Annotated in this window: 12 protein-coding genes and 3 tRNA genes; 13 read left to right on the top strand and 2 right to left on the bottom strand. The window is 43.7% G+C overall.

Going from position 1 to position 16,229, the window contains the following annotated elements:
* Nucleotides 1–50 precede the first annotated feature (50 nt).
* Nucleotides 51–133 (top strand) — tRNA-Tyr (locus tag IE039_RS02820).
* 38 nt (nt 134–171) lie between these two features.
* Nucleotides 172–243, top strand: a tRNA-Gln gene (locus IE039_RS02815).
* A gap of 97 nt (nt 244–340) precedes the next feature.
* Here the strand turns inward: IE039_RS02815 and gpmA are convergent.
* Together gpmA and IE039_RS02805 are read right to left on the bottom strand one after the other, a co-directional pair.
* Nucleotides 341–1,054, bottom strand: coding sequence for a 2,3-diphosphoglycerate-dependent phosphoglycerate mutase (gpmA, locus tag IE039_RS02810; RefSeq protein WP_029509470.1), 714 nt, complete (start codon nt 1,052–1,054; stop codon nt 341–343).
* A 108-nt stretch (nt 1,055–1,162) separates the two neighbouring features.
* Nucleotides 1,163–1,363, bottom strand: a complete 201-nt coding sequence (locus IE039_RS02805; protein ID WP_010001709.1) for a cold-shock protein — start codon at nt 1,361–1,363, stop codon at nt 1,163–1,165.
* Nucleotides 1,364–1,712: 349 nt separating this feature from the next.
* Here IE039_RS02805 and IE039_RS02800 point away from each other — a divergent pair.
* The 11 genes from IE039_RS02800 (at nt 1,713) to IE039_RS02750 (ending at nt 16,177) form a co-directional block, all read left to right on the top strand.
* Nucleotides 1,713–1,797 (top strand) — tRNA-Leu (locus IE039_RS02800).
* Between the two features lie 103 nt (nt 1,798–1,900).
* Nucleotides 1,901–2,242: a hypothetical protein gene (locus IE039_RS02795; protein ID WP_029509471.1), complete on the top strand. Its 342-nt coding sequence runs from the start codon at nt 1,901–1,903 to the stop codon at nt 2,240–2,242.
* Entirely contained in the window at nt 2,242–3,054 is an 813-nt protein-coding gene (tpiA, locus tag IE039_RS02790; protein WP_189428708.1) for a triose-phosphate isomerase, read from the top strand. The genes IE039_RS02795 and tpiA overlap by 1 nt, the downstream gene beginning before the upstream one ends.
* A gap of 270 nt (nt 3,055–3,324) precedes the next feature.
* Nucleotides 3,325–6,939 (top strand): DNA-directed RNA polymerase subunit beta, encoded by a 3,615-nt coding sequence (rpoB, locus tag IE039_RS02785; RefSeq protein ID WP_029509473.1) that lies wholly within the window; start codon nt 3,325–3,327, stop codon nt 6,937–6,939.
* Nucleotides 6,940–7,084: 145 nt separating this feature from the next.
* Nucleotides 7,085–10,747, top strand: a complete 3,663-nt coding sequence (rpoC, locus tag IE039_RS02780; protein WP_189428696.1) for a DNA-directed RNA polymerase subunit beta' — start codon at nt 7,085–7,087, stop codon at nt 10,745–10,747.
* Between the two features lie 196 nt (nt 10,748–10,943).
* Nucleotides 10,944–11,351 carry a Mini-ribonuclease 3 gene (locus tag IE039_RS02775; protein WP_010003348.1) on the top strand — a complete coding sequence of 136 codons (408 nt, stop codon included), beginning with the start codon at nt 10,944–10,946 and terminating at the stop codon, nt 11,349–11,351.
* The gene (gene rlmB / locus IE039_RS02770) at nt 11,348–12,109 is read left to right on the top strand and encodes a 23S rRNA (guanosine(2251)-2'-O)-methyltransferase RlmB (protein WP_189428695.1); all 762 of its coding nucleotides are present in this window, start codon (nt 11,348–11,350) and stop codon (nt 12,107–12,109) included. The genes IE039_RS02775 and rlmB overlap by 4 nt, the downstream gene beginning before the upstream one ends.
* Before the next feature lie 83 nt (nt 12,110–12,192).
* Nucleotides 12,193–12,747 (top strand): RNA polymerase sigma factor, encoded by a 555-nt coding sequence (locus tag IE039_RS02765; protein ID WP_189428694.1) that lies wholly within the window; start codon nt 12,193–12,195, stop codon nt 12,745–12,747.
* A gap of 95 nt (nt 12,748–12,842) precedes the next feature.
* On the top strand, nt 12,843–14,168 hold the full coding sequence (gene eno, locus IE039_RS02760) for a phosphopyruvate hydratase (protein WP_010003319.1): 1,326 nt from the start codon (nt 12,843–12,845) through the stop codon (nt 14,166–14,168).
* A 204-nt stretch (nt 14,169–14,372) separates the two neighbouring features.
* On the top strand, nt 14,373–14,957 hold the full coding sequence (locus tag IE039_RS02755; RefSeq protein WP_189428693.1) for a DNA-3-methyladenine glycosylase I: 585 nt from the start codon (nt 14,373–14,375) through the stop codon (nt 14,955–14,957).
* A 104-nt stretch (nt 14,958–15,061) separates the two neighbouring features.
* Nucleotides 15,062–16,177, top strand: a complete 1,116-nt coding sequence (locus IE039_RS02750) for a Ppx/GppA phosphatase family protein (RefSeq protein ID WP_229782831.1) — start codon at nt 15,062–15,064, stop codon at nt 16,175–16,177.
* Nucleotides 16,178–16,229: the final 52 nt, after the last annotated feature.

Raw genomic sequence — 16,229 nt, 5'->3', positions numbered from 1 at the left:
GTTGTCAAGGTTTTAAATATTTGTTATTATAATATAGTTGTTTGAGACATGGGAGTGTAGCGAAGTCTGGCTAAACGCGACGGACTGTAACTCCGTTCCTTCGGGTTCGTAGGTTCGAATCCTACCGCTCCCATAGCCGATTAATAGTTAACGGCTGAATAAATTAACTATTGCCCCTTGGCCAAGCGGTAAGGCAGCGGTTTTTGGTACCGCTATGCGCTGGTTCGAATCCAGCAGGGGCAATCAGAAAAAAAGGCATACAGGATGTATGCCGGTTTTTCTTTGTCGAAAAAAAGGCCATAAAAAAACCTAGCTATCTGATGATAACTAGGTTAATGCATTACTTTGTCAAAGTCTTCTTAGAAACAACTGACAAGTCATCAGCAAGGTCGTAAACCAATGGTTGACCGTTAGCAATTTCAACATTCAAGATGTCTTCATCTGAAATGTTTTCCAAGTGCTTAACCAAGGCGCGCAATGAGTTACCGTGGGCAGCGATGACAACGTTCTTGCCAGCCTTCAATTGTGGGGCAATGTCTGATTCCCAGAATGGCAAAACGCGTTCCAAAGTAATCTTCAAGTTTTCACCCAATGGCAATTCACCTTCAGGTACATCAGCGTAACGACGGTCAAAGGCAGGGTATGTCTTGCCTTGTACAGTCACTTCTTCGTCGTAACTGTCCAACAATGGTGGCAAAACGTCGTATGAACGACGCCAGATGTGGACTTGTTCAGCACCCCACTTTTCAGCAGCTTCGGCCTTGTTTTGGCCTTGCAAAGCGCCGTAGTGACGTTCGTTCAAACGCCATGACTTCACTTCAGGGATGTACAATTGACCAGCTTCTTCCAAAGCGTAGTGCAATGTTGTGATGGCACGTGTCAAAACAGATGTGTAAGCTTGGTCAAATTGGATGCCTTCAGCAGCCAACAATTCACCAGCTTCTTTTGCTTGGGCGATACCCTTGTCCGACAACTTTGTGTCAACCCAACCGTTGAACAAGTTCAATGCGTTCCATTCACTTTGACCGTGACGGATCAATACTAACTTAGCCATGTGTGCTAAACTCCTTAATTTGTGTTTAATCTAACATATTCATTATACCACGAAATTTGGACACAAAAAAACTCGCCGAAGCGAGTTTTTTGTGTTAGTTGTTTAAGATTACAACTTAACGATGTTTGCAGCTTGCAAACCGCGGTCTGAAGTTTCAACTTCAAATTCAACAGCTTGGCCTTCTTCAAGAGTCTTGAAGCCGTCGCCTTGGATAGCTGAGAAGTGTGCAAAGACATCTTCACCATTTTCGCGAGTTACGAAACCGTAACCCTTTTCGCCGTTAAACCACTTTACTGTGCCTTTTTCCATGATATGTTTCTCCTTGGTGTGCTCACCAATGTTATATTTTGTAACTTAAATAATTGGTACTTGAGCGCCTTCCGAGAAAAACAAATCAAAATCAATAACTTTTATTACAAGACCAGTGTACCACACTGAGAGAAATAAGCAAGATAAAAATATCAAAGAATTTTTGCGTTAATAAAAGTCTTCTATATGAAGCAGAGGATTTTTTTGCGGATTTGGGATGGGAAAGAGGGGCGGTGCAGGGGCTAAATGGTGTTTTATTAAGTTATCATTTTTAGGATTTTTGATAAAAAATATTGACATCTTGTGTTGAGTAAGCTAAACTAATGGAGTTGTCAATACAAACAACATCGCAGCCGTGGCGGAATTGGCAGACGCGCAGGATTAAGGATCCTGTGCCCGTTTAGGGCGTGCGGGTTCGACTCCCGCCGGCTGCATCCAAGCTATTTTATCAGGTGACTGATAAAATAGCTTTTTTGTTATGTCAGGCACGCAATGCTGATTTTTCTTGTGGTAAAATAGTGGTAATGGAGAATAATAATGTTACTTTTCAAACGAACAAAGCGTGAACCAAAAACTGAAGATGTCTTATCACAATCAGATTTTGATTTAATGCAGCAAGAAAATGATAAAATGCTCGATCAGATTGAAGCATTGAAACTGGATGTGTCAGAATTACAATCAGAAAACCAACACTTATCAGAGTTGTTGGCACGGAGTAAGCATCAACGATCACTCGTGAAAACGGGGATGGGATTAGGTGTGCTGGTTGTGAGTTACATTTTATTACGTCTAGTGAATGAAGAAGCGCAATATACAGCGATGTTGCTACTAATTGAAGCAATCTTCATGTTTGTCATGTTGCGAGGAGATGATAAATGATGGCGAAGATGCACAAGGCAAAACGCGTGCCGTTTGTGGTCGCAAACTGGAAGATTAATAAGTTGCAGGCCGACGTCACGGATTTTTTGGCGCAAGTTAATGGCAGGGTGCCGGATCAACATGTTGTTGAAACGGGCATTGCAGCGCAAGATTTGTTTTTGGCAGATATGGTGCGAGCAACGAAAGAAACACCCGTTCATGTTGTCGCGGAAAATGTGCACTGGGAAGACAGTGGGGCCTATACTGGCGAAACGTCACCCAAAGCGTTAAAAGATATTGGGGTAACTTATGTCTTGATTGGTCATTTTGAACGTCGGAAGTTCTTCAACGAAACGGATTCGACGGTGAACTTGAAAGTCACGGCCGCTTTACGTAACGGCTTGCGACCAATTATTGACGTAGATGAAGACATGAGCACGTACGCGCAGTTTATGGATGCCGAACCCTCTGTGGCGCAAGTGGCAGCAGCACTTGCTGGTGTCTCAGTTGATCAAATTCGGAATGTGACGATTGCTTATGAACCAACGTGGGCCATTGGCTCAGGTGAAGCAGCCAGTGCGGATCAAGCGCAAAAGGCTGCGCATTTGATTCGTCAAACTTTGGCGAAGTTGTATTCACCGGTGATTGCTGAACAAGTCCGTATTTTATATGGGGGTTCAGTGACACCGCATAATGCTCGCGAAATTATGCGACAAAAGGATATTGATGGCGTGCTGGTTGGGACAGCGGCACTTGATCCAGATAATTTCTTACAATTAGTTGATATTGCGCGTGATCCAGATGTCCCAGAATTTGATGTTGAACATGTTTAATTAAAAGGGGTAGCACCACTGTGTGTCTCCCGCAAAGGGCTTGCAAATGATTGCAAAAGGCGTATAATTATTCTTAGTAATACTGTGAATAAATATGGCTTTTTGCGAAATATTGTCCGCAATACCTTTATATTGAAGCAAACGTTGTCTGCGGAAACAGCGGCGATTGCTTTTTTTGTGCCTATTCGGGGTCAAGTTCGGTGGGAATCACCATCTTGTAACTGAATTGTAACAAACAAAACGCAGCGAAAAACAAACGAGGTGATAAATGTGGCAGGACATTTAGTAAAGTACGGTAAGCACCGCACTCGTCGTTCATATGCTAGCATCAAAGAAGTGCTTGATGTGCCAAATTTGATTGAAATTCAAACGGCGTCATATCAATGGTTCTTGGATGAAGGTATTAAAGAAATGTTTGGCGACATCATGCCAATCGATGATTTCCAAGGCAACTTGTCATTGGAATACGTCGATTACAAGTTGATGGAACCAAAGTACAACATTGATGAGGCGCGTGAACACGACGCCAACTACTCAGCACCATTACACGTTACTTTGCGTTTGACGAACCATGAAACTGGTGAAATCAAGTCACAAGACGTGTTCTTTGGTGATTTCCCATTGATGACAGAACAAGGCACGTTCATTATCAATGGTGCTGAACGTGTTATCGTTTCACAACTTGTGCGTTCTCCTGGTATCTATTACAACCAAGAAAACGACAAGAACGGTCGCCCACGCTATGGCACAACGGTTATCCCAAACCGTGGTGCTTGGTTGGAATACGAAACAGATGCTAAGGGTATCGCTAACGTGCGTATTGACCGGACACGTAAGTTATTGATGACAGAATTGGTCCGTGCCCTTGGTTTCGGTTCAGATTCTGATATTATCGACATCTTCTCAGACCAATATGACGCTTTGAACATGACTTTGGAAAAAGACGTGCACAAAGATATGTCAGATTCACGTGTTGAAGAAGCGCTGAAGGACATTTACGAACGACTACGTCCGGGTGAACCAAAGACAGCTGATTCATCACGTGCCTTGTTGGTTGCGCGTTTCTTTGATCCAAAGCGTTATGATTTGGCATCAGTTGGGCGTTACAAGATCAACAAGAAGTTGTCATTGAAGACACGTTTGTTGAACCAAACATTGGCTGAAACATTGGCTGATCCTGATTCAGGTGAAATCATCGCCGAAAAGGGCACATTAGTTGATAAGACAGTGATGTCCAAGCTTAGCCCATACTTGGATCGTCCAGACTTCAAGACAACAACGTATACACCATCTGGTGATGCTGTGTTGAACGAACCAGTAACGCTTCAAAAGATTAAGATCGAATCACCTGAAAACCCTGAAAAGACATTGCTTTTGATTGGTAATGGTCACATCGGGGAAGACGACCGCACAGTGCGTCCAGCCGATATTTTGGCAGGCATGAACTACTTCTTGAACTTGCAAGAAGGTGTTGGTAACGTTGACGATATCGATCACTTGGGTAACCGTCGTATTCGTTCTGTTGGTGAATTGTTGCAAAACCAATTCCGTATTGGTTTGACACGTATGGAACGTGTGGTTCGCGAACGGATGTCAATCCAAGACGCTAACACTGTGACACCACAACAATTGATTAACATTCGACCAGTTGTGGCAGCCGTGAAGGAATTCTTTGGTTCATCACAATTGTCACAGTTCATGGATCAGACAAACCCATTGGGTGAAATGAACCACAAGCGTCGTTTGTCAGCCCTTGGACCTGGTGGTTTGACACGTGATCGTGCCGGCGTTGAAGTGCGAGATGTGCACTACACGCATTATGGCCGTATTGACCCAATCGAAACGCCCGAAGGTCCTAACATCGGTTTGATCAACTCTTTGGCAACGTATGGTCGCATTAACAAGTATGGCTTCATTGAAACACCATACCGTCGTGTTGACTGGACAACGCACAAGGTAACTGACAAGATCGATTACTTGACTGCCGATGAAGAAGATAACTACATCGTGGCACAAGCGAACTCACCATTAAATGAAGATGGTAGCTTCGTTCATGATACAGTTATGGCACGTTTCGGTGAAGAAAACATTGAAACACCAATTGACCGCATTGACTACATGGACGTTTCGCCTAAGCAAGTTGTTTCTGTTGGAACAGCTGCGATTCCGTTCTTGGAAAACGATGATTCCAACCGTGCCTTGATGGGTGCCAACATGCAACGTCAAGCGGTACCTTTGCTTGATCCTCATGCACCACTTGTTGGGACAGGGATCGAATATAAGGCTGCGCACGACTCAGGGGTTGCCATGATTTCTCGTGCCGCTGGTGTCGTTGAATATGTTGATGGTCGCGAAATTCGTGTTCGTCGTGAAGACGGTCAATTAGATACGTATGAATTGATGAAGTTCCGCCGTTCTAACGGTGGTAAGAACTATAACCAAAAGCCAATTGTTCGTGAAGGTGAACATGTCGAAGCTGATGAAGTTTTGGCGGATGGACCTTCAATGGAAAAGGGTGAACTAGCTTTGGGACAAAACCCATTGATCGCCTTTATGACTTGGCAAGGTTATAACTTCGAAGATGCCATCGTTTTGAACGAACGTTTGGTCCGTGAAGATGTTTATACGTCAATTCACATCGAAGAATATGATTCAGAAGCCCGTGATACAAAGCTCGGACCGGAAGAAATCACACGTGAAATTCCAAACACTGGTGAAGATCAGTTGAAGGATTTGGATGCGAACGGTATTATCCGTATCGGTGCCGAAGTGCATGACGGTGATATCTTGGTTGGTAAGGTAACGCCTAAGGGTGTGACTGAATTATCAGCCGAAGAACGTTTGCTCCATGCCATCTTTGGTGAAAAGGCCCGCGAAGTACGTGACACTTCATTGCGTGTGCCACACGGTGGTGGCGGTGTTGTGCAAAACGTCCGCATTTACACACCAGAAAACGGTGATGAACTTGCCCCAGGTGTGAACATGATGGTACGTGTGTACATCGCGCAAAAGCGTAAGATTCAAGTCGGTGATAAGATGGCCGGTCGTCACGGTAACAAGGGAACGGTTTCCGTTGTTGTCCCTGAAGAAGACATGCCATACATGCCAGATGGTACGCCAATTGACATCTTGTTGTCACCCATGGGTGTGCCTTCACGTATGAACATTGGACAAGTGCTTGAATTGCATCTTGGTTATGCAGCTAAGGAACTTGGTATTCACGTTGCCTCACCAGTCTTTGACGGTGCTAGCGATGATGAAATCGAAGCAGCTTTGCGTGAAGCTGGTTTGCCACGTGATGGTAAGTCAGTTGTTTATGATGGTCGTACTGGTGAAGCCTTCGACAAGCGTGTTGGTGTTGGTGTCATGCATTATATGAAGCTGGCCCACATGGTTGATGATAAGATTCACGCCCGTTCAATCGGACCATACTCATTAGTAACGCAACAGCCTTTGGGTGGTAAAGCCCAATTCGGTGGTCAGCGTTTCGGTGAAATGGAAGTTTGGGCCCTTGAAGCTTATGGTGCTGCTTACACGTTGCAAGAAATTTTGACTTACAAGTCAGATGACGTTGCAGGTCGTGTGAAGGTCTATGAGTCAATCATTAAGGGTGAACCAATCCCACGTCCAGGCGTGCCAGAATCATTCCGAGTATTGGTGAAGGAATTGCAAGCCCTTGGCTTGGATATGCAAGTCTTGGATGGCGCAGGCGATGAAGTTGAACTTCGTCAAATGGATGAAGATGACTCAATCTTGCCAGTTGATGCGCTTGAAAAGTTGGTACGCTCAAATCCTGATCTCTTAAACAAAGAAGATGAAGAAGTTGCGGCTGCATTCTCTAAGGTAGAAGCCCAAGAAATGACAGACACAACTGACGAAGCTTAATCATATACAATTAACGTGCACACAGTTTGTGGCACGTTTGTTATAAGGTAGGTTGAATGCCATATTGAACTTAGCTTATAGCAAACGTGTCGGGGACTGGCTGGCAACGTTAACTTAATAAATAACGAAAGGTAACAGCAAATAGATGGCAATCGATGTTAACAAGTTCGAGAGCATGCAAATCGGTTTGGCTTCGCCTGATAAGATCCGTTCATGGTCTTATGGTGAAGTAAAGAAGCCAGAAACGATCAACTATCGAACACTTAAGCCAGAAAAAGACGGCTTGTTCGATGAACGCATCTTCGGACCTACAAAGGATTATGAATGCGCCTGCGGTAAGTACAAGCGAATCCGATATAAGGGAATTGTTTGTGACCGCTGTGGTGTTGAAGTGACATCATCAAAAGTTCGTCGTGAACGCATGGGGCACATCGAATTAGCTGCACCTGTTACACACATTTGGTACTTCAAAGGTATCCCATCACGTATGGGACTTGTCCTTGACATGTCACCACGTTCACTTGAAGAAATTATTTACTTTGCGTCATATGTTGTCATTGAACCTGGTGATGCACCAGTTGAAAAGAAGCAATTGTTGACTGAACGTGAATACCGTGAATTGAAGCGCGAATATGGTGCTAGCTTTAAGGCTGGCATGGGTGCTGAAGCAATTAAAGATTTGTTGGCAAGCGTTGATTTGGCTGCCGAAGCAGATCAATTAAAGCGTGAATTACAAGAAGCAACTGGTCAAAAGCGTGTACGTGCCGTACGTCGTTTGGACATTATTGAAGCCTTCTTGCAATCAGAAAACAAGCCTGAATGGATGGTAATGGATGTTATTCCAGTTATCCCACCAGACTTGCGACCAATGGTGCAATTGGAAGGTGGCCGCTTTGCCACATCTGATTTGAACGATTTGTACCGTCGTGTCATTAACCGTAACAACCGTTTGAAGCGTTTGCTTGATTTGAATGCCCCAGGCATCATTGTGCAAAACGAAAAGCGTATGTTGCAAGAAGCCGTCGACGCCTTGATTGATAACGGTCGTCGTGGCCGTCCAGTGGCTGGTCCTGGTAACCGACCATTGAAGTCTTTGTCTCACATGTTGAAGGGTAAGCAAGGTCGCTTCCGTCAAAACTTGTTGGGTAAGCGTGTCGACTATTCAGGTCGTTCGGTTATCGATGTTGGACCATTCTTGAAGATGAACCAAATGGGCTTGCCACGTCCAATGGCAATCGAATTGTTCCGCCCATTCATCATGAAGGAATTGACAACACGTAAGTTAGCCGGTAACGTCAAGTCTGCTAAGCGTAAGATTGACAAGGCTGATGAAGATGTGATGGACGTATTGGAAGACGTGATCAAGGAACACCCAGTTCTTTTGAACCGCGCCCCTACGTTGCACCGTTTGGGAATCCAAGCCTTTGAACCTGTGTTGGTTTCTGGTAAGGCCATGCGGTTGCATCCATTGGTTACTGAAGCCTATAACGCCGATTTCGATGGTGATCAGATGGCCATTCACGTGCCATTGTCTGATGAAGCGCAAGCTGAAGCACGTTTGTTGATGCTTGCCGCAGGCCACATTTTGGCACCAAAGGATGGAAAGCCAATCGTTGCCCCATCTCAAGATATGGTGATTGGAAACTACTACTTGACGACTGAAGAAGCTGGTCGTGAAGGTGAAGGTATGATTTTCTCTTCTGTTGAAGAAGCAAAAATGGCCTTTGCAAGTAAGGTTGTCCACTATCATACACGTGTGGGTATCCAAACATCATCATTCCCAGCAGAAAAGCCATTTACGGACGAACAACGTTCAAAGATTATGGTAACTTCTGTTGGTAAGTTGCTGTTCAACGAAATTTTGCCAGTTGATTTCCCTTATATTAACGAACCATCTGAAGAAAACTTCAAGGGTGTTGATGACCGCTTCTTCATTGAAGCTGGTGAAAACATTCATGAATACTTGGCGGAAACACCAGTTGTTGGTTCCTTCAAGAAGGGCTTCTTGTCAGACATCATTGCTGAAGTCTACAAGCGTTATAAGGTAACGGAAACATCATTGTTGTTGGATCGCATGAAGGATCTTGGTTATGAAAAGTCAACAGAATCAGGTTTGACTGTATCCATGACTGATGTGACTGAATTGCCAGATAAGCCAGCAATCTTGGAAGACGCCCATAAGCAAGTCGCAACTGTGACAAAGCAGTTCCGTCGTGGTTTGATTACAGATGACGAACGTTACCAACGTGTCATTGAAATCTGGACTAAGGCTAAGGATGTTATCCAAGAAAAGTTGATTGCTTCCTTCGAACCAACCAACTCAATCTTCATGATGCAGGACTCAGGTGCGCGTGGTAACATTTCTAACTTCGTGCAGTTGGCCGGTATGCGTGGTTTGATGGCGGGTCCTGGTGGTAAGATTATTGAATTGCCAGTTACAGCGAACTTCCGTGAAGGTTTGACTGTGATGGAAATGTTTATTTCAACCCACGGTGCCCGTAAGGGAATGTCAGATACGGCCTTGAAGACGGCCAACTCTGGTTACTTGACACGTCGACTTGTCGATGTGGCGCAAGACGTTATCGTGCGTGAATGGAATAACAATTCTGATCGTGGTGTGGCTGTTCGTGCTATCATGGACGGCACATCTGTTGTTGAGCCATTGTACGACCGTATCTTGGGTCGTTATGCCATGAAGTCAGTCTTTGATCCAGAAACTGGTGAAAAGATTGTTGCCCGCAACGCAATGATTGATGAAGATATCGCTAAGCGTATTGTGGCTGCTGGTATCGAAGAAGTCACAATACGTTCAGTCTTTACATCAACAACTGAACACGGTGTTTCTGTGTTGGATTATGGTCGTAACTTGGCAACTGGTGAAGAAGTTGAAGTCGGTGAAGCTGTTGGAACAGTGGCTGCCCAATCAATCGGTGAACCAGGTACCCAATTGACGATGCGTAACTTCCACACGGGTGGTGTTGCCGGTGGAAACGATATCACACAAGGTTTGCCTCGTGTGCAAGAAATTGTTGAAGCACGTATTCCTAAGGGACGTGCTGAAATTTCTGAAGTGACTGGTACAGTTGTTTCAATCGAAGAAAATCCAGCCGAACGTACAAAGGCTGTGACAATCGAAGGCGAAACAGACACACGGACATACACATTGCCATTGGCTGCGCGTATGCGTTTTGCTGAAGGTGATGCCATTAAGCGTGGTGATGCCATTAACGAAGGACCAATCGATCCAAAGGAATTGTTGGCTGTAACGGATACTTTGACGACTGAATCATACATGTTGACGGAAATCCAAAAGGTTTACCGTTTGCAAGGTATCGAAGTGTCAGATAAGCATATCGAAGTCATGATTCGTCAAATGTTGCGTAAAGTACGTGTCATGGATCCAGGTGAAACGAATCTTTTGCCAGGTATGTTGATGGATATTGCTGATTTCCAACGCGCCAACGAACCAGCCTTGTTTGCTGGTCAGGTGCCAGCAACGGCACGTCCAGTGTTGCTTGGTATTACTAAGGCTGCCTTGGAAACAAACTCATTCTTGTCTGCCGCATCATTCCAAGAAACAACACGTGTCTTGACTGATGCCGCAATCCGCGGAAAGAACGATCCATTGGTTGGTTTGAAAGAAAACGTTATCATTGGTAAGATTATTCCTGCCGGAACAGGTATGGCTGAATATCGTAAGATTAAGAGTAAGGTGGTTGGGGATGTGATTGCACAACCTGACGCTGAAGCTGATGCCTCTGCTGATATTCCAAAGTTAGATGATGTGGCTAAGTCATTTGACGCCTAATTCATCATCAAAAACGTTCACAGTGATGTGAGCGTTTTTTTTGTGCCATTAACGTCTGTCATACCAATTAGGCCACAAAAAGTACCAATTAGGCCAAAAATATAGGCGCACTGCCTGACGCCGGTTATACTAAAGAAGTTCTTGCTTTAGTCAGGAAACTCGTACGCACAAACGTTATCTCGCGTATAATAGGAGTATGACTAATTTACAATATGAACAAATGAACGGGTTATCGTTGGCTTATATCGGCGATGCAATCTATGAACTTGAAGTGCGCCAACATTTGTTATCACTTGGTTTAACTAAAGTGAATGACTTACAAAAGCGCAGTAAACACTATGTTTCAGCCAAGGCGCATGCCGCTTTGTTTGACTTGATGATAACAGACAATCTGCTAACCGATACCGAACTGAGTTATTTCAAACGTGGTCGGAATGCAAAATCGCATACGAAAGCGAAAAATACGGATGTTGTGAGCTACCGTGTCTCTACGGGGGTAGAAGCCCTTTTTGGTTTCTTATATCTATCGCAGCAACATGACCGTATTCAATCACTTATGACATGGATTTTTGAACAAGTTGAATCAGGGAGAACAGTAAAATGAAACGTGAACAAGAAACGCCTAACCAAGCCGAATTTGTCTATGGCCACTATGCCAGTGTTGCCGCACTACAAGGGACGCAAGAAATCAATAAAGTATGGCTACAGACTGGCTTGCAAGATAAAATTCGCAATGAAGTGACGCAGCTGGCTAAAAAAAGAGGTTTAGTTATTCAACAAGCGCCAAAATCAAAGCTGGATGAATTGACTGATGGTGGTAATCATCAAGGTGTCGTTTTGAGTGTCGCAGCCTTTACCTACGCCACAATTGATGATCTTTTTGCCCGGGCAGAAGAACGCCAAGAAGCACCATTTTTCTTAATTTTAGATGGGATTGAAGATCCCCACAATTTGGGGTCGATTTTACGTACAGCGGATGCAGCCGGTGTGCATGGGATTATCATTCCAAAGCGACGAGCAGTCCAGCTTACGGCGACAGTAGCGAAAATTTCAACCGGTGCGATCGAATATGTACCAGTTGCGCGTGTGACAAATTTGGTGAATACGGTTAATGAACTTAAAGACCGTGGTGTTTGGATTTTTGGGACCGATATGGCTGGGGAAGACTATCGTCGTTGGGATGCCAAAGGTGCAACAGCGTTGGTGATTGGTAATGAAGGCAAGGGAATTTCACCTCTGTTGAAGAAAAAGGTTGATGGCATGCTTACGATTCCGATGGTTGGTCATGTCCAAAGTCTGAATGCCAGTGTTGCCGCAAGTTTGTTGATTTATCAAGGATTTAGCTCACGTAACCCACTGTAATGGTGTGCGAGTAGTTGTTGCAGCGTTAATCGATTGATGACCTGAATACTAACTACTGCCACTTGTAGTGTGGGGGATTAGTGTTGGGGAAAGATAGATTACTTGCTGCCGTTCGTGCGGCACAAAATGGCCATGATATTGCGTACAATGTTTTAATTAAGCATTTAAAAGGTGCGATGTTTGACATTCATCGACGTAAAGTGAGTAGCCGCATCACGGCTGACGACTGGTATGCAGATGGGTTAGAAATTTTACTACGTTGTGTACAACGGTTTGACACGATTCAGCCAAGAGCAAAATTTTTAACTTACTTTATGACGGCCTTATCCAATCATGCAACGGATTTAATTCGGTCATATTACACCGCAAAATCTGAATTCGAAAAACAAATGATTTCAGATACAAATGATGTTGCAGAAACTGTTATTGATTGCGGCACCGATACGTATAATCCAGAACAGCTTGTCGTATTACGCGAAATGTTGAACACAACGCTGGTTGCGAAAACACCAGAATTTCGACAAACTGTTTTGCAGTTGTTAGGAGCTGAAAGTGGCGCAATGCCGGGCACGACACGGCTTTTTGAACAGATGCAATACCGTTTAAAAAAGGCGATCCAACAGGCCATATCTTCTTAATGATCATGAATTTTGTACACAAATTATGTTTCAACCACTGGCCTGTGATATAATATACATGGTAGAAAACCATAAACCAAAGGAGAAATAGACAGATGTCTTTAATCACTGATATTATCGCACGTGAAGTTCTTGACTCACGTGGAAACCCTACACTTGAAGCAGAAGTTATCACAGAATTAGGTGGTTTCGGTCGCGGTATGGTACCTTCAGGTGCCTCAACTGGTGAACACGAAGCTGTTGAATTGCGTGATGGCGACAAGTCACGCTTTGGTGGCAAGGGAACAACAAAGGCCGTTGCCAATGTTAACGATGCTATCGCTAAGGCTTTGGTTGGTAAGTTCGACGTAACTGACCAACGTGCAATCGATCAAGCTATGATCGAACTCGACGGTACAGAAAACAAGGGTAAGTTAGGCGCAAACGCTATTTTGGCTGTGTCAATCGCTGTTGCCCGTGCAGCTGCGGATGAATTAGGTGTGCCTTTGTTCTCATACTTGGGTGGCGTTAACTCATACGTTTTGCCTACACCAATGATGAACGTTATTAACGGTGGTGCACACTCAGCTAACAAGGTTGACTTCCAAGAATTCATGATCATGCCTGTTGGTGCCCCAACAGTTAAGGAAGCTATCCGTTATGGTGCCGAAACTTTCCACGCTTTGAAGAAGTTGTTGGAAGCTGACGGTAAGGCAACATCAGTTGGTGATGAAGGTGGCTTCGCGCCTGACTTTGCTGACAACGAAGAACCTTTGAAGTACTTGATCCGTGCGATTGAAGCTGCTGGGTACAAGCCAGGTCAAGATATCGCTATTGCTGTCGACGTTGCCTCATCAGAATTGTATGATGCTGAAACTAAGACATACAAGTTGCGTTGGTCAACAGGTGAAGAATTCACAACACCTGAATTCATCAAGTACCTTGAAGATTTGACAGAACGTTACCCAATTATCTCAATCGAAGATCCTATCGATGAAAACGAATGGGAAGACTGGGCAACAATCACTGCTGAATTGGGTAAGAAGGTCCAATTGGTTGGTGACGACTTCTTCGTTACAAACACACAATACCTACAAAAGGGTATTAACATGGGTGCCGCTAACTCAATCTTGATCAAGGTTAACCAAATTGGTACTTTGACAGAAACTTTCGAAGCTATCGAAATGGCTAAGGAAGCTGGTTACACTGCTATTGTGTCACACCGTTCAGGTGAAACAGAAGACACAACAATTTCTGACTTGGTTGTTGCAACAAACGCTGGTCAAATCAAGACAGGTTCATTGTCACGTACTGACCGTATCGCTAAGTACAACCAATTGATCCGTATTGAAGAATTGTTGGGTTCAACAGGACAATACAAAGGTATCCAATCATTCTATAACTTGTCAGTTGCTGCACGCGATGCTATCCAAGCAAAGTAATCAGTGACTTGACTTAAAATCATACCTTTTGGTGTGATTTTTTTTTACCAAAAAAAAGAAGAGGTAGCTATTTACGATGACAAATAAAACGATATTGGCGCTAGGCGTTAGTGTGATTGCGGTTGCGACAGTGGCGCATGTTATTTACTGGGAAACCCGTCCAGCAGAAAAAAGAGCCCAAGATCCCGTAAGAAAGGTGCTGACATGGTTGAAAAACAAGTGACGAGATGTCAGTGGGTGACGCATTATCGGCCATCAGAGACGATGGTTGCCTACCATGATGTTGAATGGGGACATCCCATTAGACAAGACGATCGGTTATTGTTTGAACTGCTAACGTTAGAAATTTTTCAAGCCGGGCTCAGCTGGGAAATTGCTTTAAACAAGCGAGCGGGTCTGAAACAAGCCTTTAAAAATTTTGATCTGACACAAGTCAGCCAAATGACCGCACAAGATGAAGCAATATTACGCGATGATGCAACAATTATTCGAAATCGGTTGAAGATTGCAGCCACGGTTAATAATGCACATGCCATTAAACGTGTACAAGCAGCATTTGGAAGCTTTTCAAACTACATGTGGCAGTTTACGAATGGGCAGGTGATTGACCATCATGTGACTGATGTCGCTCTGATTCCAGCGCAAAATGAGTTATCACAAAGTGTTGCTAAGGATATGAAGCAGCGGGGGTTTAAATTTGCGGGCCCAGTGACCATTTATTCATTTTTACAGGGGATGGGGGTCATTAATGATCATGAGGAAAGCTGTACATTCAAATACCATCAATAATTTAAAAATTTTAAATTAATTAGAATTATGATATTTTTCGTGAATTAAAAGAGAATATTATGTGATAAACTGATAATATCACATTGATAGCATTTGAGGTGGACATGGCAACAATTCAGGGGATTATCTTATTAAATTCTAGTTCGGCTGCCTTGCAGATCGTTAATCAGAAAACTGGGGAAAAAATTGAAAAAGTAACGCGTGATTTTGGTGAAACTGATATTAACGCACCTATTTTCACAACGGAAATTATGCGACGTGCGTTAGCGCAAGTGCATAAATTTCAACAATTATTACGCGATTATGCCGTCAAAGAAGTGACATTATATGGTAGTGAAACATTGTCACAAATGAAAAATGCGGTTTATTTTGCTGATCAAATTGAAACAGCAACTGGTCTTAAAATACAGTGGTTGAATGGTAATCAAGAAAGTTTTTATCGCCAATTAGCGCTACGGCAAGCTTATCAACAGCAAAAGGTCAGTGAGACAGACGGTCAATTTTTTGTTTTGGGCATGAGCTCTGCGCGACTTGATCTGAGTTATTTTAACAACGCACGGTTTGTGTTTTCGCAACATTCAGCAGTTGGGCCGATTCGATTGGCGCAAACCATTCATGATATGGCTATCGGGGTCGCGCAGGAAACGGCCTTTGCCAGAGAACTGATTAATAGTAAATTAGCTGATTTTTGGCATATGTTACCACCTTATCAGCCAGCAGAGTCATTAATTTTACTGGGTGCTGGTGCCGCGCAACAGATATTCTTGCCGGAACATGCACATTGTGTTCGTGTGTCAAAGGCGGTCATTCAAACGTTAGCGGACGATTTGGCTAATTTAAATGATCAAGCCATTATTGAAAAATATGCGGTTGATTTTAATGATGTGCCATTTATTCTCACAGAAATGTTACTGCTTTTGCATGTCATGTCAGCGCTGCAGGTGTCCACGTTGCAAATTAGTGATATTACCGTTTTAGATGGTTTATCGGTTAATGATGCACAAGCGGAAGCGGACATCGTGACGGCGGCACGTGGTATTGCGGATCGTTATTTGGTTGAACAAGTGCATCGTGAAATTGTGTTAACTTTTGCGACGCAATTATTTGACCGTCTCAAAAAAGTCCATCATCTTACAGCGCGTGACCGCTTGCTATTAATGGTTGCGGCCCTCGTGCATGATGTTGGGAGTTTTATTAATTCGGCAGATTGTAAAATTTAAGTTGAACATTTAAGTGGACAGAAAAACCCATCAAGGTCTTTAATGGTGTTAC

The sequence above is a fragment of the Leuconostoc lactis KCTC 3528 = DSM 20202 genome (assembly GCF_014651235.1).
Lineage (GTDB): Bacteria > Bacillota > Bacilli > Lactobacillales > Lactobacillaceae > Leuconostoc > Leuconostoc lactis.
Note: the sequence above shows the minus strand (reverse complement) of the source record. Positions and strands in the feature narration are given on the sequence as shown.